The 25,181-nt window shown below is 69.2% G+C and carries 24 protein-coding genes; 6 read left to right on the forward strand and 18 right to left on the reverse strand.

Going from position 1 to position 25,181, the window contains the following annotated elements; genetic code table 11:
- Positions 1 to 27 precede the first annotated feature (27 nt).
- The 9 genes from JMV16_RS22580 to JMV16_RS22620 form a co-directional block, all read right to left on the reverse strand.
- Positions 28 to 2,103: a TRAP transporter large permease subunit gene (locus tag JMV16_RS22580; RefSeq protein WP_236580665.1), complete on the reverse strand. Its 2,076-nt coding sequence runs from the start codon at positions 2,101 to 2,103 to the stop codon at positions 28 to 30.
- A complete protein-coding gene (locus JMV16_RS22585) occupies positions 2,100 to 2,723 on the reverse strand; it encodes a TRAP transporter small permease subunit (RefSeq protein ID WP_201496578.1) in 624 nt (207 codons plus the stop codon). The genes JMV16_RS22580 and JMV16_RS22585 overlap by 4 nt, the downstream gene beginning before the upstream one ends.
- A gap of 67 nt (positions 2,724 to 2,790) precedes the next feature.
- Positions 2,791 to 3,924 carry a TRAP transporter substrate-binding protein gene (locus JMV16_RS22590; protein ID WP_201496579.1) on the reverse strand — a complete coding sequence of 378 codons (1,134 nt, stop codon included), beginning with the start codon at positions 3,922 to 3,924 and terminating at the stop codon, positions 2,791 to 2,793.
- Between the two features lie 193 nt (positions 3,925 to 4,117).
- The gene (locus JMV16_RS22595) at positions 4,118 to 4,669 is read right to left on the reverse strand and encodes a YceI family protein (RefSeq protein WP_236580666.1); all 552 of its coding nucleotides are present in this window, start codon (positions 4,667 to 4,669) and stop codon (positions 4,118 to 4,120) included.
- Positions 4,670 to 4,765: 96 nt separating this feature from the next.
- Complete coding sequence (locus tag JMV16_RS22600) at positions 4,766 to 5,344, reverse strand: YceI family protein (protein ID WP_201496580.1); 579 nt, start codon at positions 5,342 to 5,344, stop codon at positions 4,766 to 4,768.
- 47 nt (positions 5,345 to 5,391) lie between these two features.
- The gene (locus tag JMV16_RS22605; protein ID WP_201496581.1) at positions 5,392 to 5,976 is read right to left on the reverse strand and encodes a YceI family protein; all 585 of its coding nucleotides are present in this window, start codon (positions 5,974 to 5,976) and stop codon (positions 5,392 to 5,394) included.
- Positions 5,977 to 5,994: 18 nt separating this feature from the next.
- The gene (locus JMV16_RS22610; protein WP_201496582.1) at positions 5,995 to 6,549 is read right to left on the reverse strand and encodes a cytochrome b; all 555 of its coding nucleotides are present in this window, start codon (positions 6,547 to 6,549) and stop codon (positions 5,995 to 5,997) included.
- A gap of 54 nt (positions 6,550 to 6,603) precedes the next feature.
- Positions 6,604 to 7,503 carry an NUDIX hydrolase gene (locus tag JMV16_RS22615; RefSeq protein WP_236580667.1) on the reverse strand — a complete coding sequence of 300 codons (900 nt, stop codon included), beginning with the start codon at positions 7,501 to 7,503 and terminating at the stop codon, positions 6,604 to 6,606.
- The gene (locus tag JMV16_RS22620) at positions 7,449 to 11,009 is read right to left on the reverse strand and encodes an indolepyruvate ferredoxin oxidoreductase family protein (RefSeq protein WP_201496583.1); all 3,561 of its coding nucleotides are present in this window, start codon (positions 11,007 to 11,009) and stop codon (positions 7,449 to 7,451) included. Before JMV16_RS22620 ends, JMV16_RS22615 begins: the two co-directional genes overlap by 55 nt.
- Positions 11,010 to 11,148: 139 nt before the next feature.
- On the opposite strand from JMV16_RS22620, the gene JMV16_RS22625 reads away from it, so the two are divergent.
- Together JMV16_RS22625 and JMV16_RS22630 are read left to right on the forward strand one after the other, a co-directional pair.
- Entirely contained in the window at positions 11,149 to 11,712 is a 564-nt protein-coding gene (locus JMV16_RS22625; RefSeq protein WP_201496584.1) for an Lrp/AsnC family transcriptional regulator, read from the forward strand.
- A 58-nt stretch (positions 11,713 to 11,770) separates the two neighbouring features.
- A complete protein-coding gene (locus JMV16_RS22630; protein ID WP_201496585.1) occupies positions 11,771 to 12,868 on the forward strand; it encodes a diguanylate cyclase in 1,098 nt (365 codons plus the stop codon).
- A 119-nt stretch (positions 12,869 to 12,987) separates the two neighbouring features.
- Here JMV16_RS22630 and JMV16_RS22635 read toward each other — a convergent pair whose 3' ends face one another.
- Both JMV16_RS22635 and apaG read right to left on the reverse strand, forming a co-directional pair.
- Positions 12,988 to 14,991, reverse strand: coding sequence for a site-specific recombinase (locus JMV16_RS22635; RefSeq protein WP_201496586.1), 2,004 nt, complete (start codon positions 14,989 to 14,991; stop codon positions 12,988 to 12,990).
- A 14-nt stretch (positions 14,992 to 15,005) separates the two neighbouring features.
- Entirely contained in the window at positions 15,006 to 15,380 is a 375-nt protein-coding gene (apaG, locus tag JMV16_RS22640; protein ID WP_201496587.1) for a Co2+/Mg2+ efflux protein ApaG, read from the reverse strand.
- 49 nt (positions 15,381 to 15,429) lie between these two features.
- Here apaG and rpe point away from each other — a divergent pair, with 49 nt between their 5' ends.
- Complete coding sequence (rpe, locus tag JMV16_RS22645; protein WP_201496588.1) at positions 15,430 to 16,092, forward strand: ribulose-phosphate 3-epimerase; 663 nt, start codon at positions 15,430 to 15,432, stop codon at positions 16,090 to 16,092.
- A 7-nt stretch (positions 16,093 to 16,099) separates the two neighbouring features.
- On the opposite strand, the gene JMV16_RS22650 is transcribed toward rpe, so the two are convergent.
- Positions 16,100 to 16,534 carry an Lrp/AsnC family transcriptional regulator gene (locus tag JMV16_RS22650; protein WP_201496589.1) on the reverse strand — a complete coding sequence of 145 codons (435 nt, stop codon included), beginning with the start codon at positions 16,532 to 16,534 and terminating at the stop codon, positions 16,100 to 16,102.
- 148 nt (positions 16,535 to 16,682) lie between these two features.
- Here JMV16_RS22650 and JMV16_RS22655 point away from each other — a divergent pair, with 148 nt between their 5' ends.
- The 3 genes from JMV16_RS22655 to JMV16_RS22665 all read left to right on the forward strand — a co-directional run bounded on the left by JMV16_RS22655 (position 16,683) and on the right by JMV16_RS22665 (position 19,005).
- Positions 16,683 to 17,243, forward strand: coding sequence for a hypothetical protein (locus JMV16_RS22655; RefSeq protein WP_201496590.1), 561 nt, complete (start codon positions 16,683 to 16,685; stop codon positions 17,241 to 17,243).
- Positions 17,244 to 17,359: 116 nt separating this feature from the next.
- On the forward strand, positions 17,360 to 18,454 hold the full coding sequence (locus JMV16_RS22660) for a saccharopine dehydrogenase family protein (RefSeq protein WP_201496591.1): 1,095 nt from the start codon (positions 17,360 to 17,362) through the stop codon (positions 18,452 to 18,454).
- Positions 18,455 to 18,525: 71 nt separating this feature from the next.
- Positions 18,526 to 19,005 (forward strand): SRPBCC family protein, encoded by a 480-nt coding sequence (locus JMV16_RS22665; protein WP_201496592.1) that lies wholly within the window; start codon positions 18,526 to 18,528, stop codon positions 19,003 to 19,005.
- Between the two features lie 6 nt (positions 19,006 to 19,011).
- Here JMV16_RS22665 and JMV16_RS22670 read toward each other — a convergent pair whose 3' ends face one another.
- The 6 genes from JMV16_RS22670 to JMV16_RS22695 all read right to left on the reverse strand — a co-directional run bounded on the left by JMV16_RS22670 (position 19,012) and on the right by JMV16_RS22695 (position 25,067).
- Positions 19,012 to 19,467, reverse strand: a complete 456-nt coding sequence (locus tag JMV16_RS22670; RefSeq protein ID WP_201496593.1) for a hydrogenase maturation protease — start codon at positions 19,465 to 19,467, stop codon at positions 19,012 to 19,014.
- Positions 19,464 to 20,996 (reverse strand): Ni/Fe hydrogenase subunit alpha, encoded by a 1,533-nt coding sequence (locus tag JMV16_RS22675; protein WP_201496594.1) that lies wholly within the window; start codon positions 20,994 to 20,996, stop codon positions 19,464 to 19,466. The genes JMV16_RS22670 and JMV16_RS22675 overlap by 4 nt, the downstream gene beginning before the upstream one ends.
- A gap of 3 nt (positions 20,997 to 20,999) precedes the next feature.
- Entirely contained in the window at positions 21,000 to 21,563 is a 564-nt protein-coding gene (locus JMV16_RS22680; protein WP_201496595.1) for an NADP oxidoreductase, read from the reverse strand.
- Positions 21,560 to 22,294 carry a 2Fe-2S iron-sulfur cluster-binding protein gene (locus JMV16_RS22685; protein WP_201496596.1) on the reverse strand — a complete coding sequence of 245 codons (735 nt, stop codon included), beginning with the start codon at positions 22,292 to 22,294 and terminating at the stop codon, positions 21,560 to 21,562. Before JMV16_RS22685 ends, JMV16_RS22680 begins: the two co-directional genes overlap by 4 nt.
- Positions 22,291 to 24,096: an NAD(P)H-dependent oxidoreductase subunit E gene (locus JMV16_RS22690; RefSeq protein ID WP_201496597.1), complete on the reverse strand. Its 1,806-nt coding sequence runs from the start codon at positions 24,094 to 24,096 to the stop codon at positions 22,291 to 22,293. The genes JMV16_RS22685 and JMV16_RS22690 overlap by 4 nt, the downstream gene beginning before the upstream one ends.
- Before the next feature lie 227 nt (positions 24,097 to 24,323).
- On the reverse strand, positions 24,324 to 25,067 hold the full coding sequence (locus JMV16_RS22695) for a helix-turn-helix domain-containing protein (protein ID WP_201496598.1): 744 nt from the start codon (positions 25,065 to 25,067) through the stop codon (positions 24,324 to 24,326).
- Positions 25,068 to 25,181: the final 114 nt, after the last annotated feature.

Raw genomic sequence — 25,181 nt, forward strand, 5'->3', positions numbered from 1 at the left:
GCCGCATCGAAGCGGCGGGCCTTTCTCCTACTTGTACAGCGTCTGCGGCAGCCACATGCCGATCTGCGGGAAGATGTACAGCAGCGCCAGCGCCAGCACCTGTATGCCCATGAAGGGCAGCATGCCGGCGAAGATCTGGTTCAGCGTCACATGCCGCGGCGACACCCCCTTCAGATAGAAGGCCGCCATCGCCACCGGCGGGCTCAGGAAGGCGGTCTGCAGGTTCAGCGCCACCAGCAGGCCGAAGAACAGCGGGTCGACATTGAACTTGGCCAGCAGCGGGATGAAGATGGGCATGAAGATCACGATGATCTCGGTCCATTCCAGCGGCCAGCCCAGGATGAAGATGATGAACTGCGACAGCAGCATGAACTGCAGCGTCGTCAGCCCCAGCGACAGCACCCAGCGCTCGATCAGATCCTGGCCGCCCAGCAGCGCGAAGGCGGCCGAGAAGATGGACGAACCCACGAACAGCCAGCACACCATGGCGCTGGTCTTGGCGGTGAGGAAGGACGACTCCTTGACGATGCCGCCCAGCTCGCGCAGCGTCTTGGCGGCCGCACCGCCACCCGCCGAGCGCGCCGCCACGTAGCGGTAGGCGCCAGCCAGCAGCACACCGCCGAAGGCCCCCACCGCTGCCGCTTCGGTGGGCGTGGCCAGACCGAAGACGATGGACCCGAGCACGGCCAGGATCAGTATGGCCAGCGGGAAGAAGGACTCCAGCAGCATCTTGAAGATCTCGAGCCGTTGCCAGTTCATCGTCCAGCTCACCAGTGCCAGGGCGGTCATGCCCACGCCGAAGACCACCCAGTACCAGGTGGGTGCGGGCACGCGTTCGGCGGGCGGTGGGGGTGCGGGCGCGGCCGGTGCGGCAGCGGTGGGCGCTACCGCCGCGGCAGGCTCCGCAGCTGCGGGCGCCGCCGAAGCCGCACCATCGGCCGCGGGCGGTTCGCTCAGGCCGCCGGACTCCCGCGGCGGTTCGCTCAGGCCGCCGGACTCCCGCGGCGGTTCGCTCAGGCCACCGGCTTCCTGTGGCGGCTCGCTCAGGCCGCCGGACTCGGCCGCGGCCGGCTCGTCGGCGCCCAAGGCACCGCCGGCCTGCACCAGGCCGGCAGTGTCCACCGCGGCCACGGGCGCCGTACTGCCCAGGTACATCAGGCCCAGCAGGGCCGCGATGGACAAGGCCGGCAGCAGCGCAATCATCAGCTGCCCGCCCACCTTGGCGCGCGGCAGCGACGCGTCGCGCAGCGCCACGCCCAGCCCCGCCAGCGCGTTGCGGTGACCGCCGCTTGCGCTCAGGCGCGCGGCCAGGGGCGGCAGCGCCACCAGGCGCTCCTGCGACGGCAGCGGCGGCGCCAGATGCGGCTTCCACTTGGCGAGGATGATGACGTAGCCCACGTACAGCGCCGCCAGCATGACGCCGGGGAAGAAGGCGCCGGCGTAGAGCTTGACCACCGAGACGCCGGCGGTGGCGCCATAGACGATGAGCAGCACCGAGGGCGGGATCAGGATGCCCAGGCAGCCGCCGGCGGTGATGGCACCGGCGGCCAGCTGCACGCTGTAGCCGGCGCGCAGCATGGCCGGCAGTGCCAGCAGGCCCATCAGCGTGACCACCGCGCCCACGATGCCGGTGGCGGTGGCGAAGATGGCGCAGGTGACGATGGTGGCCACCGCCAGCGCGCCGGGCACCTGGGCCAGCGCCAGATGCAGGCTCTTGAACAGCTTTTCGATCAGGTTGGCGCGCTCGACCAGGTAGCCCATGAAGACGAAGAGCGGGATGGCGATGAGCACGTCGTTGCTCATCACCGAGTAGGCGCGCTGCACCATCAGGTCGAGGATCTGGCGCGTGGCCAGCTCGGGGTTGACGCTGCGGTAGGCAATCCAGCCGAAGACCATGCCCATGCCCATCAGCGTGAACGCCGTGGGGAAGCCCAGCATGATGGCCACCACGATCAGCGCCAGCATCAACAGGCCCAGGGCGCCCAGGTCTTCGCGGTTCAGCTGGCCGTCGAAGAAACCGGCCCAGGGCGTGAAGATCAGCACCGTGGTCAGGATGATCGCCATCAGCGAAAAGCCGAACCACAACTCCTTGCGTATCTTCATCGCGCACCCTCCTGCTGCACGACGAACTTGTCGAGACCCTCGATGTCTTCGTCCTTCACATGCACCATCTCCTTGAGCTTGTCGACGTCGACCTCCTCCACGTCCTGCTCGCGCGACGGCCAGTCGCCCTGGCGGATGCAGATGGTGCAGCGGATGATCTCGATCACCCCTTGCAGCAGCAGGAAGCCGCCGGCCAGCGGCAGCATGGTCTTGAAGGGATAGATGGGCGGGCCGTCGGAGGTGACGTTGGAATGCTCCTGGATGGCCCAGGCCTCGGCGGCGTAGAAATAGCCGGCCCAGGTGAGCGCGAACACGCCGGGCAGGAAGAACAGGAAGTACAGGATCAGGTCCACCGTGGCCTGGGTGCGCGGCTCGAAGAAGCTGTAGAGCACGTCGCCGCGCACATGGCCGTTCTTGGACAGGGTGTAGGCGCCGGCCATCATGAACAGCGTGCCGTACTGCTGGATCATGACGTCGAAGGACCAGGAGTGAGGCGCATCGAGCACGTAGCGCGAGAAGACCTCCCAGCTGATCTGCAAGGTGAGCGTGACGATCAGCCACGAGAACGCGTGGCCGACGAGGGTGCTCAGCTGGTCGACTTTAAGCAGCAATTTCTGCATCGATGGCCCGATCAAGAAAAGCGGCCATCCGGAGGTGCCCGGACGGCCGCAGGATGTCAGCGCGGAATCAGGCCTTCTTGGGCGCGCCGAAGAAGTGGCCCACGGCCATGCGGCGGCTGACGAAGGTGTCCTGCTCCCAGGCCACGGCGCGCTCGGCAAAGGCCTTCTGCGACTCGACGATCTCCTTGAACAGCGCGTTCTCGGACGACTTCTTCTCCAGGATGGCCGACCACAGCTTGAGTTGGACCTGCAGCACCGAGTCGGGCGTCTTGTAGAACTTGACCTTGTCCTTGCCCTTCAACTCGACATAGTCCTTGGAGTAACGGTCAATCGATTTCCACGACATGTCGGCCGAGGCCGCCTCGACCGCGCCGGCGATGACAGCCCGCATCTTCTCGGGCAGGGCGTCGTACTTGGGCTTGTTGAACATGATCTCGAAGGTCTCGGCGCTCTGGTGGTAGCTCTGCAGCATGCAGATCTTGCTCACGTCGGGGAAGCCGAGCAGGCGGTCGGAGGTGGCGTTGTTGAACTCGGCCGCATCGAGCAGGCCGCGGTCCATGGCCGGCACGATCTCGCCGCCAGGCAGCGCGTTGACGGCTGCACCCATGGCGGTGAAGAGGTCGATGGCGAGGCCGTTGGTGCGGAACTTCAGGCCCTTGAAGTCTTCGGGCTTGGTGATGGGCTTCTTGAACCAGCCCAGCGGCTGGGTGGCCATCGGGCCGTAGAGAAACGACTGCACCGTGGTGATGCCGATGGAGGCGTAGAGCTTGGCCAGCAGTTCCTTGCCGCCGCCGTACTTGTGCCAGGACAACAGCATGTTGGCGTCCATGCCGAAGGCGGGGCCCGAGTTCCACAGCGCCAGCGCGTTCTGCTTGCCGTAGTGGTAGCCCAGCACGCCGTGACCGCCGTCCAGCGTGCCCTTGGCCACCGCCTCGAGCAGGCCGAAGGCCGGCACCACGGCGCCGGCGGGCAGCACCTCGATCTTGAGTTCGCCGCCGGTCATGTCGTTGACCTTCTTGGCGAAATCGAGCGCGTACTCGTGGAAGATGTCCTTCGAGGGCCAGGTGCTCTGCCAGCGCATGCTGGTCGGCGACTGGGCGCTGACGATGGCGGGCGCCACCATCGCGCCGGCGCCGACGGCACCCGCGGTGGCGGATTTCAGGAAGCGGCGGCGCGGGGCCGGCGTCGTGGTCTTGTTCATGCGGGGTCTCCAGCGGTGCGGGTGTGGTGCGCCTTCACGCAGACGGCGTCCGGGCGAAGTTCGACCATCGGACTATTGCCAGCGCATCACGAGGCCGCAAGTCGGTGTTTCCCCCGGACGGCGGCCCCGACTCCCGCACGCGCGGGGCCGACACGGTCGAAGCAGAACTGACCGCGGCGCGCCTAATCGCCGCTCAAGGGCGCCGTCGGCCCTCGACCTGCACGCGCAGGCGCACGCGGTCGCCGACAAGGGGCAGGCCGAAACTGGCGCCGAACTCGCTGCGCAAGACCTCGCCCTCGAAATCGCCGCCGCAGACCTCCGCGCCCTGCTCATCGTTGCGGCAGGCGTAGTGCGCGGCCACCAGCGACAGCGGTTGGCTCACGCCGCGCAGCGTGAACTCGCCGCGCACCTCGGCGACGCGGCCGCTTTCAAAGCGGAAACGCGTCGCGACGAAATAGGCGTCGGGAAACTCGGCGCTGGCCAGCAGGTCGGCCTGGCGCAGGCGGGCGTTGAAGAACGGGAAGCCGGCGTCGACGGTGGCGGTCGGGATGACCAGGCTCACCTCGCCGCGGCCGGCGGCGCGGTCCAGCGTCACCTGGCCCTGGACCGGCCCGATGCGACCACGGATGGTGGAGGTGGCGAAGTGCATCACCTCGAAGGTGACCCAGCTGTGCGCGGGGTCGAGCGTGTAAATCGCCGGCTCGGCCGGCGCTGGCGGCGCCACGCAGGCGACCGACAAAAGCACAAACGCCCGGCTCAGGGCCGGGCGTCGGGGGAAGGCAAAGGGCATTTTCATGCCCCATGGTGCCCGAGCGCGACGGGGCGCGCTCGCGTGCCCCGCTTACTGCTTGACGGCTTCGACCTGGATCACCAGGCGCACGGCGTCGGGCACGCCCATGTCCAGGCCCCAGTTCATGCCGAACTTGCTGCGCGTGACGGTGGTCTCGAAGTCGCCGCCGCAGACCTCGCGCTTGAGCATGGGGTTGGGGTAGCAGTTGAAGTTGGTGGCCTTGAGCACCACCGGCCCGGTCTTGCCCAGCAGCGTCAGCGTGCCGGCCACTTCGGTGACCTTGTCGCCATTGAAGCTGAACTTGTCGCCGACGAACTTGATGGTGGCGTGCTTCTTGGTGTCGAAGAAATCGGCCGACTGCAGGTGGCCGTTGAACTGCGCCGTGCCGGTGTTGATGGAGGTGGCGTCGATGGTGATCTCGACCTTGCCCGACTTGCCGGCGCGATCGAACTGCACCGAGCCTTCCTTCTTGTCGAAGCGGCCGCGGTTGGTGGAGGTGCCGAAGTGCGGCACTTCGAAGGTGACGAAGGTGTGCGTCGGGTCGATGGCGTAGGTGTCGGCGGCGGCCATGGCGGGCACGGCGGCGGCGCAGAGGGCGGCAAGGGCGGTGAGGGCGAAGAAGGACTTCATGGAAAACACTCCTGGAGGGGGTTGTTGCGAGGGAGGGGAAGAAAGCGTCAAAGCGGGCCCAGGCCACCCAGCTGCAGCTTGAAGCGCACCTGGATGTCGTTGGCCAGCATCGAGGTGTCGGCCCAATCGCCGTCACCCACCTTGAAATCGAGGCGCTTGATCGTGAAGGCACCGCTGGCGGTGCTGGTGGCACCCGATTGCGTCAGCTGCACCGGCACCACGATGTCCCGCGTGCTGCCCTTGATGCTGAGCTTGCCGGCGACCTCGAACTTGCCGGGGCCGGCGGCCTTGATGGCGCTGGACTGGAAGCTGGCCTGCGGGAACTTGGCGACGTTGAGCCAGGTGGGCTTGGGCACCTCGACATCGACATCGGGGCTGCCGAAGCGGGCACTGCCGGTCTCGATGCTGAAGCTGACGCTGCCGGTCTCGGGCTTCTTGGGGTCGAGCGCGATCTGGGCCGCGAACTTGCCGAACTTGCCCTCCACCGGCACGCCCATCTGGCGCGTGATGAAGGCGATCTCGCTGCCGGCGGCATTCAGCTGGGCCTGCTTGGGCTGGGCCTGGGCCAGCGTGGCGGCGGTCAGCAGGGCCAGCGGGAGATGACGGAAGACCGTGCGGAATGAGGTGTTCATGGCGATGCTTCGGAAGATTCAGCGGGAGCGGCGGCCAGGCAGCATGCGCAGAAGCAGGCCGTCGCCGTCGAAGAACTGGTGCTTGAGCGCGGCGGCCACATGCAGCGCCACCAGGCCGGCCAGGCCGAAGGCGAGCAGCTTGTGCAGCAGCTTGAAGCTGTCGGCCAGGGCGCGGTCGGGGCCTACGAAGTCAGGCAGGGGCAGCACGCCGAAGAGCACGATGGGAAAGCCAGACGCCGAGCTGTAGGCCCAGCCCGACAGCGGCAGGGCAAAGAAGCTTACGTAGAGCAGCAGGTGTACGGCCTGCGCTGCGTGGGCCTGCCAGGCCGGCATGGCCGGCTCGGCGGGCGGGCGGTGGGTGAGACGCCACAGCAGGCGCAGCGCCGACAGCGCCAGCACCATGACGCCGGCCCATTTGTGATAGTTGAAAAGTTTCAAACGCGCCGGAGTCAGCGGCAAGTCGTGCATGTACACGCCGAGCGCGAGATTGCCGATGATCAGCAGAGCCAGCAGCCAGTGGGCCGCGATGGCAACGCCGTCATAGCGCTGAATGGGGGTGGAGTGGGTCGTCACGGGACGCAGTATCCCGGCCGCTGCACGCCCCTCCGTTCAATGCCTTTGATGGCGTCAGACAGCGCAGCCGAACAATCTTCCGGCCAGTGCCTCGCTCTCGGCCGGCGCCAGCAGGCCGTGGCGAAGGCCGAAGTCCAGGGTCACGAGGGCGGCGTCCACCGTCATCCTGCCGCCGGCGGCCAGGGCCAGGGCCTCGTCCACCGTCATCAGCGTGAAGCCGGCGACCTCGCCGTCCTGGTTGCTGGGCGCTACACCTTCGGGCAGGGCGAGGTCCCAACTGTGCAGGTCTTCGAGTTGAAGGCCTTCGGGGATGTCGCGCCGAAGCCGGATCACGCGGCCGGCGCGGGCAACAGCCATCTGGTCCGGGCTCAGGCCGGCTTCTTCAAAGCCCTCGCGCACCAGGGCCTGCCAGGGGCTTTGGCCGGCGGCCACGCCGCCGCCGATGAGGTTGTCGAAGCAGCCGGGGTCGGTGGCCTTGTGCGGCGAGCGCTGGGCGATCCAGAGATGGCTGGGCCGGCCACCCGCGCCGGCAAGAAACCCGTTGGCGTGAGCGCCAAGGGTCAGCGTGCCCCAGAAGCGCGCAGCGGCACGTTCCATCAGCGCCAGCGGCATGCGCGTCTCGGGGTCGAAGAGCGGAAAGGCCTCGTCGCGCCAGGCCACGATCAGCCCTTGCTCGCGCAGCGCGGCGTGCATGGCGGCCAGCGCGGCGTCGCGCTCGGAAGCGATCAGATTGACGTCGGCGCCGACCGCCAGCCACTGCGGCCAGGCGCGCAGCGCCGGCAGGTGGGCGCGAGCCACCGAGCCGACCCGGCGTCCGTCGACGCGGAAGGGCAGGCGCGCTGATTCATCGCAGGCGCTGGCTGCGCGCAGCAGAGCCGACCAGTCCAGCGCCGCCACGTTCACGCCGCCTGCTTCACCGCGCCGGCGCGCCAGCGCTCCATCAGGGCGTTCCACTTGGTGCGCGCCGCGGCGAGGTGGTGCTCCTTGACGTGGCCGTAACCGCGGATCTCTTCAGGGATGCGCGCGATCTCGGCCGCCAGCGCGCGGTTGTCGACTTGCAGCGCCGGCAGCAGGCCTTCGATGCAGGCGCGGTATTCCTCGATGAGCGCGCGCTCCATGCGGCGCTCGGCGCTGCGGCCGAAGATGTCCAGCGGGCCGCCGCGCAGGCCCTTCATGCGCGCCAGCAGGGTGAAGGCGCTGCGCATCCAGGGCCCGTAGGCCTGCTTGAGGCCGTGGCCCTGGGCGTCCTTCTTCGCGGTGGCCGGCGGCGCGAGGTGGTGGACGAGCTTGTAGTCGCCCTCGAACAGGGCCGCGATCTTGTCGGTGAAGGCGGCGTCGGTGTGCAGGCGCGCGACCTCGTACTCGTCCTTGTAGGCCATCAGCTTGAAGAGGCCGCGCGCCACCGCATCGCTCAAGGCGCCGGCACTGCCGCAGGCGCGCGCCTCGGCCGCGCGCACCTGCTCGACCGTGGCCTGGTAGCGCGCCGCATAGGCCGCGTCCTGGTAGGCAGTGAGAAAGGCGACGCGGCTGGCGATGGTTTCGTCCAGGCCCGGTCGGCGCACGAACTGGATCACGTTCTGCGCCTTGAACAGGGCCTGCACGGCGGCCAGGTCATGGGCGCAGCGCCGGCCCCATTCGAAGGCGGCCTTGTTGTTCTCGGCCTGCACGCCGTTGAGCTCGATGGCGCGCATCAGCGCCGCCCGCGACAGCGGCAGCCGGCCCTGCTGCCAGGCATAGCCCAGCATCAGCGGGTTGGTGTAGATGCTGTCGCCCAGCATGGCCTGCGCCACCTGCTCGGCGTCGAAAGCACCGACCAGCGCATCGCCCACGCTGGCGCGGATGGCGGCCTCGCAGTTGCCGCCCGGCGCCACCCAGTCGGGGTTCTTCACGAAGGCCGCGGTCGGCGTGCCGTGGGTGTTGAGGGCGACGAAGGTGCGGCCCTGCTGCATCACCGTGAGCGTGTACTTCATGGCACCCACGATGCCGTCGCAGGCGATCACCAGATCGGCCTGGGCGGTGTCGACCTTGGTGGTGTGGATGGCCTCGGGCCGGTTGGCGATCTGGATATGGCTCCAGGTGGCGCCGCCCTTCTGCGCCAGGCCCCCGGCGTCCTGCGTGACCACGCCCTTGCCTTCGAGATGGGCCGCCATGCCCAGCAGCGAGCCTATGGTGATGACGCCGGTGCCGCCGACGCCGCCGACGACGATGCCCCAGGCAGTTTCTGCAACCGGGATCACCGGCTCGGGCAGCGGCGGCAGCGCCGCGAGGTCGCCGCGCTGCTCTTTCCTGGGCTTCTTCAGCTGCCCGCCCTCGACGGTGACGAAGCTGGGGCAGAAGCCCTTGACGCAGGAGAAATCCTTGTTGCAGCTGTTCTGGTTGATGCGCCGCTTGCGCCCGAACTCGGTCTCCACCGGCTCGATGCTGAGGCAGTTGCTCTGCACGCTGCAGTCGCCGCAGCCCTCGCACACCAGTTCGTTGATGACGACGCGCTTTTCCGGGTCGGCCAGCTTGCCGCGCTTGCGGCGACGGCGTTTCTCGGTGGCACAGGTCTGGTCGTAGATGATGACCGTGGCGCCCGTCAGCTCGCGGAACTGGCGCTGGAGGGCGTCCAGCTCGTCGCGGTGGTGCACGGTGACGCCACTCTCAAGCGCCACGCCTTTGTACTTCTCGGGCTGGTCGCTCACGATCACCAGCTTCTTCACGCCCTCGGCGAGCAGGCTCTTGTGGATCTGGATGACGCTGTGGCCTTCGGGCCGCTCGCCGACCTGCTGGCCGCCGGTCATTGCCACGGCGTCGTTGTAGAGCAGCTTGTAGGTGATGTTGACGCCGGCCGCAATGCTCTGGCGGATGGCGAGGATGCCGCTGTGGAAGTAGGTGCCGTCGCCCAGGTTGGCGAAGACATGGGCGGCCTTGGTGAACGGCGCCTGGCCGACCCAGGCCACGCCCTCGCCGCCCATCTGGCTGAAGGTGTTGGTGCTGCGGTCCATCCACACGCTCATGTAGTGGCAGCCGATGCCGGCCAGCGCCCGGCTGCCCTCGGGCACGCGGGTGCTGGTGTTGTGCGGGCAGCCGCTGCAGAACCAGGGCGCGCGGTCGCCGGTGTCCACCTTCAGCGCCGCCAGCTGGGCCTCGCGGGCGGCGACGACGGCCAGGCGCGTGTCCATGCGGCGCACGATGTCGGCCGAGACGCCCAGCTTCTTCAGCCGCTTGGCGATGGCCTTGGCGATCAGGGCCGGCGTGAGATCGGCCTTGGCGCGCAGCAGCCAGCTGTCGCTGGGGTTGGGCCGGCTCCACTCACCGCCGCTGCCGCTTTCGGGCTCGTCGAACTTGCCCAGCACGTTGGGGCGCACATCAGGGCGCCAGTTGTACAGCTCTTCCTTGAGCTGGTATTCGATGACCTGGCGCTTCTCCTCGACCACCAGGATCTCCTGCAGCCCCTGTGCAAAGTCACGCGTGATGGTGGCTTCCAGCGGCCACACCACGTTCACCTTGTGCAGGCGCAGGCCGATGGCGCGACAGGTGTCGTCATCGAGGCCGAGGTCGGCCAGGGCCTGGCGGGTGTCGTTGAAGGCCTTGCCGCTGGCGATGATGCCGAAGCGATCATTCGGCCCGGCGATGACGTTGTGGTTGAGCCTGTTGGCGCGCACATAGGCCAGGGCTGCGTACCACTTGTAGTCCATCAGCCGCGCCTCCTGCTCCAGCGGCGCATCGGGCCAGCGGATGTGCAGGCCGCCGGGCGGCATCGCGAAATCCTCGGGCAGCACGATGCGCACGCGGTCGGCGTCGACGGCGACGCTGGCGCTGGACTCCACCACCTCCTGGATGGTCTTCATGCCGCTCCACACGCCCGAGAAGCGGCTCATCGCAAAGGCGTGCAGGCCCATGTCAAGGATGTCCTGCACGCTGCTCGGAAAGAAGACCGGCAGGCCGCAGGCCTTGAAGATGTGGTCGCTTTGGTGGGCCGCGGTGCTGCTCTTGGCGACATGGTCGTCGCCGGCGATGGCGATGACGCCGCCGTGGCGGCTGGTGCCGGCCATGTTGGCGTGCTTGAAGACATCGCTGCAGCGGTCCACGCCCGGACCCTTGCCGTACCAGATGCCGAACACGCCGTCGACCGTCTTCTCCTGCGGATAGAGCGCGAGCTGCTGCGTGCCCCAGACCGCGGTGGCGGCCAGTTCCTCGTTGACGCCGGGCTGGAAGACGATGCGGTTCTCTTCCAAATGCTTCTTGGCCGCCCACAACGCCTGGTCATAGGTGCCCAGCGGGCTGCCGCGGTAGCCGCTGATGAAGCCGGCGGTATCCAGCCCGGCGCGCGCATCGCGCTGGCGCTGCAGCATGGGCAGGCGCACGAGGGCCTGCACGCCGCTCATGAAGGCGCGGCCCGAGGCGAGGCCGTACTTGTCGTCGAGGCTGATGGTTTCGAGCGCCTTGCGGATCGACTCGGGCAGGGGGGCATTCATGGCGGCGACTCCTGGCTGGGCCCGGCGGCGAAGAAGGGCAGTTTAGGGAATCGGGCGGCATATGTCTTTTCCTTCGATGCCCTGAATCCAGGCCATGGCGCAAGCTTCTTGCGCCAAAATTAAGAAAAAGGAGATGATCATGCCCAGAAGACCTGAATTGGGGAAAACCAGATCACCACCGCCTGCCGCGGCCACACCCCTTGTGCCCGCCACACCTGCCGCTCCCACGCTCGACCGCTACGACATCGCCATCCTGCGCGAGCTGCAGGCCGACGCCCGCCTGTCCAATGCCGAGTTGGCGGCGCGCATCGGCCTTTCGGCCGCGCCCACCTGGCGCCGCGTGCGGCAGCTCGAAGACCAGGGCTTCATCACCGGCTACCGCGCCGAACTCGACCGCCGCCGCATCGGCCTGGGCGTGCTGGCCTTCGTGCGCGTGGACGCCGAACGCAACAACGCCGAGGCCACCGCCGCGCTGGAGGCCGCCATCCGCGCCCGCCCCGAGGTTGTGGCCTGCCACTACATCAGCGGCGCCGGCACCTTCGAGCTGCATGTGGTGGCCACCGATCTGGACGCCTTCTCGCGCCTGGCGATGGAGGTGCTGTTCAAGCTGCCCAATGTGAAGGACTTGCACACCAGCTTTTCGCTGGGCGAGGTCAAGGCCGGCGCGGCGCTGCCGCTGGGCCATCTGGGCGCCGGCTGCTGATGCGATGGCGCCGGTGCTACGCTCGCGCCTCGCCGCAACCCAGCCCCTGCCGTAACCGATGAGCCGCCTGCTCGACGCCCTGCTCACCACCGATCCGGTGCAGCGTGCGCGGCTTTCGCAGGCCGGGCTGGCGATGCTGCTGCTGACGGCCGGTGTGGCCGCCATGCACTACTACGTGTGGATAGGCCAGGCCAAGGCGGCAGCCGTGAACCTCTGGTCGGCCGCCACGTTGGCCGGCATGGCGATCTTCTTCGTGCTCATCCGCAGCGGCGTCTCGCGGCGCTGGCACGAGCCCTCGCTGACCGTGCCGCAGATGGTGTTCGCGCTCACCAGCGGCGCCATCGCCTACGCCCTGGTGGGCGCCGGCCGCGGCGCCGTCTTCCCCATCGTGATGGTGATCCTGATGTTCGGCATGTTCTCGGCCTCGCCGCGCGAGATGCGCTGGATCAGCCTCTACGCCGTGGCCCTCTTCGGCGCCACCATGCTGACGAAATCGCTGCGCGACCCGGCGGCCTATCCGCCGGCGCTGGAGCTGGGCCACTTCCTGCTCGTCGCCACCATGATGCCTGCGGTGTCGGTGCTGGCCGGGCGCTTGTCGCGCCTGCGCCACCGCTCGCGCATGCAGCGCGCCGAACTGGCCCAGGCGCTATCGCGGCTGCGCGAACACACCACGCGCGACGAGCTCACCGGCCTCGTCAACCGCCGCCACATGCAGGTGGTGATGGAGCAGGAACACCAGCGCTGCGTGCGCTCGGGCCAGACCTTCTGCATCGCCGTGCTCGACATCGACCGCTTCAAGCCGGTCAACGAGCGCCACGGCTATGCCGTCGGCGATGCCGTGATCCGCGCCGTCGCGCAGGAAGCGCTGCGCCATGTGCGCGCCTCCGACGTGCTGGCGCGCTGGGGCGGCGAGGAATTCGTGCTGCTGATGTCGGACACGCGGGCGGCGCTGGCGCGCGGCGGCCTGGAGCGCCTGCACCAGCGCGTGGGCGCGCTGCGCATCCTGCACGGTGACGAGGCCCTGGGCGTGACGCTCTCGGGCGGCCTGGCCGAGCACCACGCCGGCGAGAACGTGATGCAGACCCTGGAGCGCGCCCAGCAGGCGCTGATCGAGGCCAAGACCCACGGCCGCGACCGCGTCGTCGCCGCGGTATGAGATGAGGGCCGAACCGCGATGATCCTGCTGATCCTCGAAGCCCTGCTGGCCCTGGCCATCCTCGTCTTCATCGTCTGGTGGACGATGTTCTCGGGTAGACGCAAGGAAGGCAAGGACGACTAGGAAGCCTCCCGCGGCGGCCGCAAAAAAGAGCCGGGCTCGCGCCGCAGCCGCCGCCACAGCGCCGCGGTGATGCGGTCGCGGTCGTGCAGGCGCACGCCGCGCGAGCGCAGGGCGACGCGGAAGGCGAGCCAGAAGCTCACCGTCAGGTTGAGCACGCCGGTGGCGGCGATGCCGGCCACGCACCACCAGAACGCCGGCTCGGCCAGCAGCTGCCAGCCCAGGGCGCCGAGCGCGGCGCCGAGCTGGCCGGTGGACAGCGTGACGTGGCGCACCTCGATGGGCAGGCCGACGAAGCCCAGCAGCGCCGGCATCAGGCCCAGCATCAGGCCCAGCGACACATTGGCGGCCACGCCCGAGACGTTCTGCCGCCACCAAGCCGACCAGCGCCGCGCCCGCGCCGCGCCCAGGCGGGCCACGATGCGCGGGTTCCAGGCCAGGGCGCTGTCGAGGCGGTGGAAGACGAACCAGTTCTCGGCCCAGCCGGCGATCAGCGAGCTGGCAAAGAGCAGCACGCCGGTAAAGGCGGCATAGAGCGCCGTCGGCCCCAGCAGCGTGAGGCTGTGCAGCACGTAATGCGCATCCTTCTCACCCACCAGCGGCACGCCGAAGGCCGCTACCGCCACCAGCTGCACCGCCAGCACCAGCGGCCCGCACAGCAGCAGATTGCCGACGATGCCGGCCATCTGCGAGCGGATCAGCTGCGCCACGCGGTCGACGAAGGCCTCGATCTCGGCGTCGCCGGCCTCGCTGCCCACCGGCAGCGAGGCGGCCATGGCCGGCGCCGTCATCGCCGGCTGCTTGGTCGCCACCGTCCAGTGCAGCAGCATCACGACGACGAAGCTGGCGGCGTAGTTGGCGCCCGACCAGAAGCCGGTCCAGAAGGCCGACAGGCCGATGGCAGCGATGGCGAACTTGGCAAAAGTGGTGCCGGCGATGACGGCGCCGCCGCCGGCGGCGCGGCGCAGCATGTCGCGGTACTCGTCGCGGCTGCGCGTGATGTAGTGCTCGCCGGTCTCGGCGCTGCGTTCGGCCACCTGACGGGCCAGCAGCGAGTAGTGGCGGGCCAGCAGCGCGCGCAGGCCGCTCTGCTCGGCCAGCGCGCGCAGCAGCTCCAGCCACAGGCGCCGGCCCTCGTCCACCGGGTCGGGCGCGAGCACGCAGTTGACCAGCTGCTCGATGCGCAGAGTGCGCCCCTGCAACTGGTCGAGGTCGAACACGATGTTGACCGAGACGCCGTACTGCTCGAGGTGCGGCATCACGCTGGCGGCGGCGCGGCGGCAGCGGTCGAGCAGGGCGCGCAGGTAGGCGGCGGCCTGCAGCGCGTCAGCCGCGCGGCCTTCGGTGAGCGCGGTGCGCAGCGCGTCGGCGGCGTGGCTGAGCTGGCGGAAGGGCTCGTCGCGCAGCAGCGCCGGCTCCATGCGCAGGCGCAGCGCCGGCGCATAGCCGGCCGCCTGCACCGTGCTGACGAGGATGGTGATGGCGTCGAGCAGCGCCCCCTGCACGAAGGCCGGCCCGGGCCCGAGCAGGCGCGCCGCCTGGTCCAGCGTGGCGCGGTCCAGCGCCTCGACCCAGGCCGCGTCGCCGGGCTCGAAAAGCAGGCGGAACAGCGCTGCCAGGTCCATGGTGTCGGGCGTGCCCGGCAGCAGCCGCGCCTGGATGCGGCGCAGCAGCTCACTGCCGAAGGAGCGGCGAGCGCCGAAGCCGAAATCAGCCAGCAGCGCGGCGGCGTCGATCTCGGCCCAGAAGGCCCGGGCGACGCCTCGCACGCGCTCACCCAGCTCTTGCTGGCGCTCGAGCTGATTGAGCAGGTGGCGCAGCCGCGTGGCCGGCAGCGGCGTGCGCTGCGGCTCGGCTTGAGCGGTCGCTGCGGCCGGCAGGGCCGACTGCGGCGCGTGGCGCAGCCATTCCATCAAGCGCACCAGCCACAGGTGGCGCTCGGGCGGCGGCGCCTTGGGGTCGGCGGCATTGGCCAGTGCGGTGAGATCCCAGCCGGCCGCCATCTTCGTTCAGTGAATCAGTGAAGAGCGCCGGGGAAGACCAGCGCGAACTCGGCCACCGGGGCGTCGAAGGGCCACGCCTCCTCGGTCATGCAGAAGTAGGTGCCGCGCATGGCGCCGTGGGGCGTGGCAATGCGCGTCCAGCTCGTGTACTCGAAGTTGTCGCCCGGCTTGAGCAGGGGCTGGTGGCCCACCACGGCCAGGCCGCGCACGTCTTCGACATGGCCGTTGGCATCGGTGACAACCCAGTGCCGCGCCACCAGCTGAGCCGCGATGTCGCCGGTGTTGCGTATGGTCACCGTGTAGGAAAAGGCATAGGGGCCCTCGGGTGGGTGCGACTGCTCGGGCAGGTACTGCACGCGCACGCTGCAGCTGAATTCGGGCTTGGCCATATGGTTCATTCTAGGAGGGCGGCCTCTAGGGCCCTCCTAGAATGGGGCCATGAAGACCTACCGCATCGCGCCCAGCCTGCTTTCGGCCGACTTTGCCCGCCTGGGCGAGGAGTTGCGCGACGTCATCGCCGCCGGTGCCGACTGGATTCATTTCGACGTGATGGACAACCATTACGTGCCCAACCTGACCTTCGGGCCCATGGTCTGCCAGGCGCTGCGCAAGCACAGCAGCGTGCCCATCGACGTGCATCTGATGGTGCAGCCGGTGGACGCGCTGGCCCTGGCCTTTGCCAAGGCCGGGGCCGACCTGGTGAGCTTCCACCCCGACGCCAGCGCCCACGTCGACCGCACCCTGCAGCTCATCAAGGGTGAAGGCAAGCAGGCCGGGCTGGTGTTCAACCCGGCCGAGCCGCTGGATGTGCTGGAATGGGTGATCGACAAGGTCGACCTGGTGCTCATCATGAGCGTCAACCCCGGCTTCGGCGGCCAGAGCTTCATCGACAGCGCGCTGCGCAAGATAGAAAGGGCGCGCAAGCTGATTGACGCCAGCGGGCGCGACATCCGGCTCGAGGTCGACGGCGGCATCAAGATCGACAACATCCGCCGCGTCGCCGACGCCGGCGCCGACACGTTCGTCGCCGGCAGCGCCATCTTCGGCCAGCCCGACTACCGCGCCGTCATAGCCGCGATGCGGGCGCAGCTCGCCGCCTGAGCGGCATTCAGAGGCGGTCAATGCGCCGCGCCAACACCACCGACGTGGTGGTCCTGAGCACGCCGTCGATGGCGCCGATCTCGTCGAGCAGCGCGTCCAGCCGCGCCGGCGATTCCGCGCGCAGCAACGCCAGGTAGTCGAACTCACCGCTCACCGAGCAGAGCTGGCGCAGCTCGGGTATCGCCGCCAGGCGCTGCGTGACCAGGCGCGCCGCCTTGGGCTCGGTGGCGATACCGACATAGGCCTCGACGCCGCGCTCGCCCTCGTCCTGGCCCAGGCGCACGGTGTAGCCGACGATCACCGACTGCTTCTCCAGCCGCGCCAGCCGTGCCAGCACGGTGGTGCGCGCCACGCCCAGGCGGCGCGCCAGATCGGCGGTGCTGCTGCGGGCGTCAGCCTGCAGCAGTGCGATCAGGCGGCGGTCCAAAGTGTCCAGCGTCATGCCATATTGCCCAGTCGGAGCGGTTTCGATACCCCCGACGGCGCGAGGGTGGGGGGCAGTCCTACAGTCGAACTACACGGTGTCGATAGACACCCCAAGAATAGAAGAGGTAGCAGGGAGAAACGTCTACCGAGGCTCGGCTCCTGCGATGAAATTTCGTGAGGTCATCATTTTCAGCGGCGAGACCTTCCAGGTCCCGCAATGCATCCAGCGCATAGACCACCGCGCCACCCATGGATGGCAACTGCGTTACGGCGGTACCCGCCTTTACTCCGACCACAGCGTCGATGGCAGCGGTGCGGCCACGGCACTGGCGGCCGCCACCAAGGAATTGCTCAAGCGCATCGCCAAGCTGCCAGCACCATCGCTGTTGCAGCGCGGCCCCAGCGCCAGCAAGACCAGCGATCTGCCGCCCGGCATCAGCGGCCCCATCGTGCGCCTGCGGCGCGGCAGCCGCACGCGCGACTGCAGCCTGAGCGTGCTGATCCCGCGCTACGGCGACAAGCCGCTGCGGCGCTCCATCTACATCGGCACCGAGAACACCTACACGCTGGCGCGCTTCCACGCCGCGCTGGACCGCGCCATCGAGATGCGCAAGGTGGCCGAGGCCAACTACGAGAAAGCCGCCACGCGCCACAAGCGCGAACAGGGGCGCGCGCTCAAGGCCAAGATGGCGGAAGACAAATTGCAGCAATCGGCGGTCAATTAGTCGAAATCTCAAGTCGTTTCGACGAACACGCAGTTTCTTTCGTCAGCCGTCTTTCCTAGACTGCCCGGCAGTGGCCGCTCTCGGCCGCCGCCCGCAACCCGCTACGAAAGACTGCCATGCGCATCACCCTGCTCGGCGCCGGCCACATCGGCCACACCATCGCCCATCTGCTTGCCGCCAGCGGCGACTACCAGCTCACCGTGGTCGACCGCAGCGCCGCCGCGCTGGCGCGCCTGGCCGCGCTGCCCGTGCGCACCGTGCAGGCTGAGACCGACGACGCGGCGGCCGTGCTGGCCGTGCTGCGCGGCCAGGACGCGGTGATCAACGCCCTGCCCTACCACCTGGCCACGCTGGCGGCGACGCAGGCGCGCGAGGCGCGCTGCCATTACTTCGACCTCACCGAGGACGTGGCCGCCACACGCGCCATCAAGGCCCTGGCCGAGGGCGCGCCCACCGCCTTCATGCCGCAGTGCGGGCTGGCGCCGGGCTTCATCGGCATCGTCGCCCACCACCTGGCGCTGGGCTTCGACACCCTGATCGACGTGAAGATGCGCGTCGGCGCGCTGCCGGCCTTTCCGACCAACAGCCTCAAGTACAACCTGACCTGGAGCGTGGACGGCCTCATCAACGAGTACTGCCACCCCTGCGAGGCCATCCGCGAGGGCCGCAACATCGAGGTGCTGCCGCTCGAAGGGCTGGAGCACTTCAGCCTCGACGGCACCGAGTACGAGGCCTTCAACACCAGCGGTGGCCTCGGCACGCTGTGCGAGACCCTGGCAGGCCGCGTGCAGACGCTGGACTACAAGAGCGTGCGCTACCCCGGCCACCGCGACCTGATGAAGATGCTGTTGGAAGAACTGCAGCTCAACAAGGACACGGCGACGCTCAAGGAGATCATGCGCAAGAGCATTCCCAGCACGATGCAGGACGTGGTGCTGGTCTTCGTCACCGTCAGCGGCCTGCGCGGCGGCAACCTGGTGCAGGAGGTCTTCGCGCGCAAGATCTTCGCCGACCGCAGCGAGACCGCGCCGCTGTCGGCCATCCAGATCACCACCGCCGCCGGCATCTGCGCCGCGGTCGACCTGTTCCGCGAGGGCAAGCTGCCGCAGCGCGGCTTCATCCGCCAGGAAGAGGTGGCCCTGCCCGACTTCCTGGCCAACCGCTATGGCAGTGCCTACCAGCAGAGCCGGCAGGTGGAGTCGATCGGCTGAGGGGGTTTGTTGCTCGGGAAGGCGGCCGGCTGCAAGATGCGGCCGGTCTGCCACCACCGCCCGAGCCCGCCATGCCCGAAACAAGCCAAGCCGCCACTCACGACCTCGTCATCTCGCGCCTGCTGAGCGCCCGCCGCGCCCAGTTGTGGCGTGCCTGGACCGACCCGGCGCTGCTGAAGGAATGGTGGTGCCCCAAGCCCTGGACCACCGAGGTGCGCGCCTTCGACCTGCGCCCGGGCGGCGCCTTCCACACCTTCATGAGCGGCCCCGACGGCGGCACCAGCGACAACCCGGGCTGCTTTCTGGAGATCGTGCCGCAGCAGCGCATCGTCAGCACTTCCTGCCTGATCGCCGACTGGCGCCCGGCCACGTCATGGATGCCGATGACCGCCATCTTCACCTTCGCCGATGAGGGCGGGGGCACACGCTATACCGCCACCGCGATGCACCTCGACGCGGCCACGCGCGACCGCCATGCCGAGATGGGCTTTTACGAGGGCTGGAACCTCTGCATCGACCAGCTCGACGCCTTTGCGCTTCAACTGGGCTGAGGAGGCTCAGCCCTTCAACCAGCCCTGGGCCCAGGCCAGCGCGGCTTCCAGATGGGCCATCGCGGCGTCGCCGGGCGCCTGGCCCAGCTCGAAATGCTCGCCGCGTATCGCCAGCAGCGTGGCGGCAGGCGGCTCGCTGCCGTGGAGGTCGCGGTAGACCTGCAGCAACGCCTGGGGCGACATCGCGTGGCTGCTGAAGCTGGCGTCGCGCTGCGGCTCCACCGTGCTCACGGCATAGGGCGGTGCGGCGTCCAGACTGGCGTCGACGAAGAGCACGCGGGCGCGGCTGACGAGGTCGAGCGCGTGCTCGGGCTGCAACTGGTAGTCGTCCAGGCATTCGACGCCGCCGCAAGGCTCGAGCATGGCGCGCAGTCGCTCGACGAAGAGCGGCCCCAGGGCGTCGTCGCCGCGGCTGCGATTGCCCCAGCCGAACACCAGCACCGGCGGCGGGCTGCGGCTCATGCGGACACCGGATTCAGCGCCTGATCCAGGGCCAGGTGCTCGAAGCGCCCCGGACCCTCGCGGCGGGCGCGGTCGACGGTCTCGCCACCGGGGCCGACCAGGGCCACTTCCAGCGGCATCTGGCCCAGCGCATGGGTGGCGCAGGACAGGCAGGGATCGTAGGCGCGGATCGCGACCTCGATGTGGTTGAGCAGGCCCTCGGTGAGCTCGCGGCCGTCCAGGTACTCACGCGCCACCGAGCGCACGGCCTCGTTCATGGCCTGGTTGTTGTGGGTGGTGCTGACGATGAGGTTGCACATGGTGACGAGGTCGTCGTCGCCCACCTCGTAGTGGTGGATCAGCGTGCCGCGCGGCGCCTCGATCACGCCGACGCCGCTGCGGCGCTCGCCGCGCGCCACCGCGCCGCCGGCCATCAAGTCGCCGGCAAGGATGTCGGGGTCGTCCAGCAGTTGCTCGATGACCTCCACGCAGTGCAGCACCTCGACCATGCGCGCCCAGTGGTAGGCCAGCGGCGCATGGATGGGCTGGCCGCGGCCCCAGGCGACGAATTCGCGCCGCTCAGCCTCGGCCAGCGGGCTGGGAATGAAATCGCAGTTCTGCAAGCGCGCCAGCGGGCCGACGCGATACCAGCCGTGCTCGCGGCCCAGGCTGCGCAGATAGGGAAACTTCATGTAGCTCCAGGGCTTGACCTCTTCTTCGATGAGGTCGAGGTAGCCCTGGTCGCTGGCGCCGTCGAAGATCAGGCCGCCATCGGCATCGCGGGCGCGGATGACGCCGTCGTAGAGATCGAGCGCGCCGTCGCCGCGCACCAGCGACAGCATGTGGGCGCGGCTCTCGCCGAAATGGTCGTACAGCGCCGGGTTCTGGGCGTGCAGGCTCTTGACGATGGCCACGGCGTCGATGGCCCAGGCCTTCATCTGCGCCAGGTCGCGCAGCAGCCCTTCGCGGTCGGCGGCGCTGACGTGCTTGTTGACGCCGCCCGGCACCGAGCCCGTGCCGTGCACGCGCTTGCCGGCGGTGACGCGGATGACCTCCTGCCCGAACTTGCGCAGCAGCACGCCCTTCTTGGCGATCTCGGGGTGGGCCGCGGCGACGCCGACGATGTTGCGGCGCGCCACCTCGCTGTCGAAGCCGAACAGCAGGTCGGGCGAGCTGAGGTGAAAGAAATGCAGCGCATGGCTTTGCATCACCTGGCCGTAGTGCATCAGGCGGCGGATCTTGTCGGCCGTGGGCGTGACCGGGCGCGCGCCGACCACGCGGTCGAGTGCCTTGCTGGCCGCCAGGTGGTGCGACACCGGGCAGATGCCGCACAGGCGCTGCACCATCACCGGCACTTCCCAGTAGGGGCGACCCTGGATGAACTGCTCGAAGCCGCGGAATTCGACGATGTGCAGGCGCACCTGCTGCACGCGGTTGGCGTCGTCGAGCAGGAGGGTGACCTTGCCATGGCCCTCGACCCGCGTCACCGGTTCTATGGCCACGCGGCGCAGGCCGGCCGGGTGGGCCGCGGTTTCAAGTGGGGCGCTCATGGTTCAGTCGTAGTGGATCAGGCCGTGGCCCAGATGCGGCGTGCGGCCGGCCATCAGGTCGTTGAGAAAGGCCCAGAAGGCATCGGCCGAGGGCGGGCAGCCGGGCAGGAAGTAGTCGACGTGGACGACCTCGTGGATGGGGTGGACCTTGTTCAGCGGCAGCGGCAGCTCGGGGTCGCTGGGGATGGCGCTGCCGGCGGCCAGGCCGTGGCGGCTGCCGTAGACGTTGGTGAGCATCACGCCCAGGTCGAGGTGGTTGCGCTGCGCCGGCAGGCCGCCGGTGATGGCGCAGGCGCCCACCGCCACCAGGGTCTTGCAATGGGCGCGGAACTCGCGCAGCACCATCACGTTCTCGGCATTGCACAGCCCGCCCTCGACGAGGCCGATGTCGCAGTGGCCGATTTCCTTGATGTCGGTGAGGGGCGAGCGGTCGAATTCGATGCGCTCGAGCAGCGTGAGCAGGCGCTCGTCGATGTCGAGCAGGCTCATGTGGCAGCCGAAGCAGCCGGCCAGCGAAACCGTGGCCACCTTCAGCTTGCGCGGGCCGTGGGGCAGCACCGGGTTCATGGCTGGTCCTCGCCTTCGACCTGGGCCGAAACCGGCCTTGCGTCGTAGCGGCGCTCGCCGATGGGGACGACGAAGCCGCGCCGCTTGGGCAGGATCACGCCCACCGGGCACACCTGGGCGGCGCGGTCAGCGAGGTTCATGTCGGTGTCGCCCAGGCGGCCGCTGGCGCTGTTGACGAGCAGCCGCGTGCCCATGCCGTGGCCGCCTATGGCGAACACGTTCTTGCCGTCCACGTCGCGGCTGGCGCGCACGCACAGCTCGCACAGGATGCAGCGGTTGAAGTCGAGCAGGATGTCCGGGTGGCTGGCGTCGACCGGGCGATCAGGATAGAACTCCTCGAAGTGCGGCCCTTCCATGCCCATCTCGTAGGCCGTGGCCTGGAGCAGGCAGTGGCCGCTCTTCTCGCAGCTGGGGCAGAAATGGTTGCCCTCGACGAAGAGCATCTGCAGCAGCGTCTTGCGGTGGGCGTTCAGCTCCTCGGTATTGCTTTCCACATCCAGCCCGGCGGCGGCCTGCACGGTGCAGGCGGCGGCGGCGCGGCCATTGACCTTGACGGTGCAGATGCGGCAGGAGCCGTGGGCCTGGAAATCGGGGTGCCAGCACAGGTGGGGGATGTAGCGGCCGGCGCGCGTGGCCGCCTGCAGCACGCTGTCGCCGGGGTGGAAGTGCAGGTCTTCGCCGTCCAGCGTGAAGCTGCGGCTGCCGTCCTGCTCGTAGCGGCCGGCGCTCACTTGGCGTCCTCCAGATAGGCGCCGGCATCGTCGCGGCCGGTCATGCGGCGCGCGATGGACAGCTCGTCGTCGAGGTCGAAGCCGGGCTCGAAGTAGAGCGACTTCAGGTGCTTCTCGTAAGCGGGGCGGAACTTCAGGATGGTGTCGCGCAGCGGGTTGCAGGCGGCGGCGCCCAGGCCGCAGTGGGTGGCTGTATGCATGAGCTTGTCGAGTTCGAACAGCACGTCGATGTCGTGGCGCGAGCCCTGGCCGGCGGCCAACTTGTCCATGCGCTTGACCACCAGCGCCGTGCCGACGCGGCAGGGGGTGCAGAAGCCGCAGCTCTCGTGGGCGAAGAAGTGGGCGAAGGCGCGCGCCACCTCGAACATGTCGCGGCTGCGGTCGAAGACCATGAAGGCGCCGGCCGTGGGCACGTCCTCGAAGGCGATGCGGCGGCCGAACTCGAAGGCCGAGAGGCACACGCCCGAGGGTCCGCCCACCTGCACCGCCTGGGTGTCATGGGCGCCGCAGTCCTCGAGGATGCGGCCGATGCGGGTGCCGAAGGGGTATTCGTAGAGGCCGGGCCGTTCGCAGTCACCCGAGACCGAATGGATCTTGGTGCCGGTGGACTTGGGCGTGCCGATGCCGGCCCACCAGGCGCCACCGTGCAGGGCGATGTGGGCCGCCGCGCAAAAGGTCTCGACGTTGTTCACCACCGTCGGCAGGCCGAGGTAGCCGGCCTCCACCGGGAAGGGCGGGCGTATGCGCGGCGTGCCGCGGTGGCCTTCCAGCGATTCGATGAGCGCGCTTTCCTCGCCGCAGACATAGGCGCCGGCGCCGAGATGGATGGCGATGTCGAAATCGAAGCCGGCGCGGCCCTGGATGGCCGTGCCCAGCAGGCCGGCGGCGCGGCGGCGCGCCAGCACCTCCTGCAGCGCCGGCAGCAGGTAACGGTATTCGCCGCGCAGGTAGACGAGGCCGCGGCGCGCGCCTATGGCCAGGGCGGCGATGGTCATGCCCTCGAACACGGTGTCGGCCTGGCGCGTGAGCAGCACGCGGTCCTTGAAGGTGCCGGGCTCGCCCTCGTCGGCGTTGCAGACCACCACGCGTTCGGCGCCGGGCGCGCGCCGGCACAGCTCCCACTTGGTGCCGGTGGCAAAGCCGGCGCCACCGCGGCCGCGCAGGCTGGCGCGCTTGACCTCGGCCAGCGTCGCGTCAGCGCCGCGCGCCAGGGCTGCCGCCAGCGCACTGCCCGGCGCGGGCGGCTCGCCCAGCAGCACGTCGGCGCGCTGGATGTGGTCGTGTACCTCGAACCAGGCCGCCGGCCATTGCTCGACCGGCGTGCCCCCGCGTATCAAGTCGGCCATCAGCGCGACACGGCGCGCATCCAGCCGGGTTACGACCTGCTGGTGGTTGATCAGCAGCGCCGGGCCCTGGTCGCACAGGCCGGTGCATGAGGTGCGGTCCACGCTGACGAGGCCGTCGCGCGAGACGTGGCCGGGCGCCACGCCCAGGCGGCGGCAGAGATCGGCCATCAGCGCCTCGCTGCCGCCCATGCGGTCGGTGACGTTGTCGCTGAAAAGCACGCGAAAGCGCCCCACCGGCGCCAGGTGCAGAAAGCGGTAGAAGCCGGCCACCCCCTCCACCTGGGCCAGCGTCAGCCCCAGGGCCTGGGCCACGCGGCCCAGCGCCGGCCGCGGCAGCCAGCCGACGGCGGCCTGCAGTTCGCGCAGGATCTGCACCAGCGCATGAGGGTCGCGGCCGTGGCCGGCAAGGACGGCGTCGCAGACGGCTGCGTCAGGAGCGGTGAGGGTGGAATGCACGGCGGTGGGCGGCAAAGCCTTCGTTGCCCACAGTGTGCGCCCGGATGCCGCGCCGCAGCATGGGGCCGAATTGACTCCGGTCAAACATCGGCCGGCAAGGCCAGAACCCCTGAGACTTTCGCCGCGCTGCGCGGCCCCATCAAGCAAACGCCGCGGAACCGGCTCTGCCGGGCCGCTGGCGTTGCCCCCTGGGGGGAGGCGCCGAAGGCGCTTCGGGGGGGTCTTGTTTAGTGAGCGGCGCCGTTCAGCACCTGCTGCAGGCCCACCGGATCGGTGATGCGGATCTGGCGGTTGCGCACGAAGAGCAGGCCGTCGGCCTGGAACTTCGAGAAGGTGCGGCTCACGGTTTCCAGCGTCAGGCCGAGAAAGCTGCCGATCTCTTCACGCGTCATGCGCAGCAGCACCGAGCTGGCCGAGAAGCCGCGCGCCTGCAGGCGGTTGGTCAGATTGAGCAGAAAGGCGGCCAGGCGCTCCTCGGCATACATGCTGCCCAGCAGCAACATGACGCCCTGGTTGCGCACGATCTCGCGGCTCATGATGCGGTGCAGCTGCAGCTGCAGCGAGGCGACCTCGGCGGACAGCAACTCCAGCGCCTCGAAGGGGATGACGCAGACCTGGGAATCTTCCAGCGCCGTGGCGTCGACCTCGTGGCGGCGCGAGCCGATGCCGTCCAGGCCCAGCAGTTCACCGCCGAGCTGGAAGCCGGTGACCTGGCTGCGGCCGTCCTGCGAGTTGACGGCGGTCTTGAAGAAGCCGGTCCACACCGCGTAGAGCGATTCGAAGCGGTCACCCGCCTGGTAGAGCGGGGCGCCGCGCGCCACCTTGCGGCGGGTGGCGACGAGGCGGGAATCGATGTATTCCATCTCCAGCCGCGTCAGCCCCACCGGCAGGCAGATCTCGCGCAGATTGCAGCTCGAGCACTCGACCTCGCAGGCGTTGGTGTGGATCGGGCGAAAGACGGATCTGTCCATGGGCGGGTCGGTTCCTGGGCGCTGCGGGAGCGCGCGGGCATGATAGCCGCCCCTGCCTGCGCGGCCATGACGGCTTGTCGCAGGCAAGCATCGGCCTCGAGACGGCCCTGGCGG

The organism is Rubrivivax sp. A210 (genome assembly GCF_904426505.1).
Lineage (GTDB): Bacteria > Pseudomonadota > Gammaproteobacteria > Burkholderiales > Burkholderiaceae_C > Rubrivivax.

Bases quoted from the DNA above. Each gene is read 5' to 3' on its own strand.
- JMV16_RS22580 (WP_236580665.1), bottom strand. From the start codon at position 2,103: ATGAAGATACGCAAGGAGTTGTGGTTCGGCTTTTCGCTGATGGCGATC.
- JMV16_RS22585 (WP_201496578.1), bottom strand. From the start codon at position 2,723: ATGCAGAAATTGCTGCTTAAAGTCGACCAGCTGAGCACCCTCGTCGGC.
- JMV16_RS22590 (WP_201496579.1), bottom strand. From the start codon at position 3,924: ATGAACAAGACCACGACGCCGGCCCCGCGCCGCCGCTTCCTGAAATCC.
- JMV16_RS22600 (WP_201496580.1), bottom strand. From the start codon at position 5,344: ATGAAGTCCTTCTTCGCCCTCACCGCCCTTGCCGCCCTCTGCGCCGCC.
- JMV16_RS22605 (WP_201496581.1), bottom strand. From the start codon at position 5,976: ATGAACACCTCATTCCGCACGGTCTTCCGTCATCTCCCGCTGGCCCTG.
- JMV16_RS22620 (WP_201496583.1), bottom strand. From the start codon at position 11,009: ATGAATGCCCCCCTGCCCGAGTCGATCCGCAAGGCGCTCGAAACCATC.
- JMV16_RS22625 (WP_201496584.1), top strand. From the start codon at position 11,149: ATGCCCAGAAGACCTGAATTGGGGAAAACCAGATCACCACCGCCTGCC.
- JMV16_RS22630 (WP_201496585.1), top strand. From the start codon at position 11,771: ATGAGCCGCCTGCTCGACGCCCTGCTCACCACCGATCCGGTGCAGCGT.
- JMV16_RS22635 (WP_201496586.1), bottom strand. From the start codon at position 14,991: ATGGCGGCCGGCTGGGATCTCACCGCACTGGCCAATGCCGCCGACCCC.
- apaG (WP_201496587.1), bottom strand. From the start codon at position 15,380: ATGGCCAAGCCCGAATTCAGCTGCAGCGTGCGCGTGCAGTACCTGCCC.
- rpe (WP_201496588.1), top strand. From the start codon at position 15,430: ATGAAGACCTACCGCATCGCGCCCAGCCTGCTTTCGGCCGACTTTGCC.
- JMV16_RS22650 (WP_201496589.1), bottom strand. From the start codon at position 16,534: ATGACGCTGGACACTTTGGACCGCCGCCTGATCGCACTGCTGCAGGCT.
- JMV16_RS22655 (WP_201496590.1), top strand. From the start codon at position 16,683: ATGAAATTTCGTGAGGTCATCATTTTCAGCGGCGAGACCTTCCAGGTC.
- JMV16_RS22660 (WP_201496591.1), top strand. From the start codon at position 17,360: ATGCGCATCACCCTGCTCGGCGCCGGCCACATCGGCCACACCATCGCC.
- JMV16_RS22665 (WP_201496592.1), top strand. From the start codon at position 18,526: ATGCCCGAAACAAGCCAAGCCGCCACTCACGACCTCGTCATCTCGCGC.
- JMV16_RS22670 (WP_201496593.1), bottom strand. From the start codon at position 19,467: ATGAGCCGCAGCCCGCCGCCGGTGCTGGTGTTCGGCTGGGGCAATCGC.
- JMV16_RS22675 (WP_201496594.1), bottom strand. From the start codon at position 20,996: ATGAGCGCCCCACTTGAAACCGCGGCCCACCCGGCCGGCCTGCGCCGC.
- JMV16_RS22680 (WP_201496595.1), bottom strand. From the start codon at position 21,563: ATGAACCCGGTGCTGCCCCACGGCCCGCGCAAGCTGAAGGTGGCCACG.
- JMV16_RS22695 (WP_201496598.1), bottom strand. From the start codon at position 25,067: ATGGACAGATCCGTCTTTCGCCCGATCCACACCAACGCCTGCGAGGTC.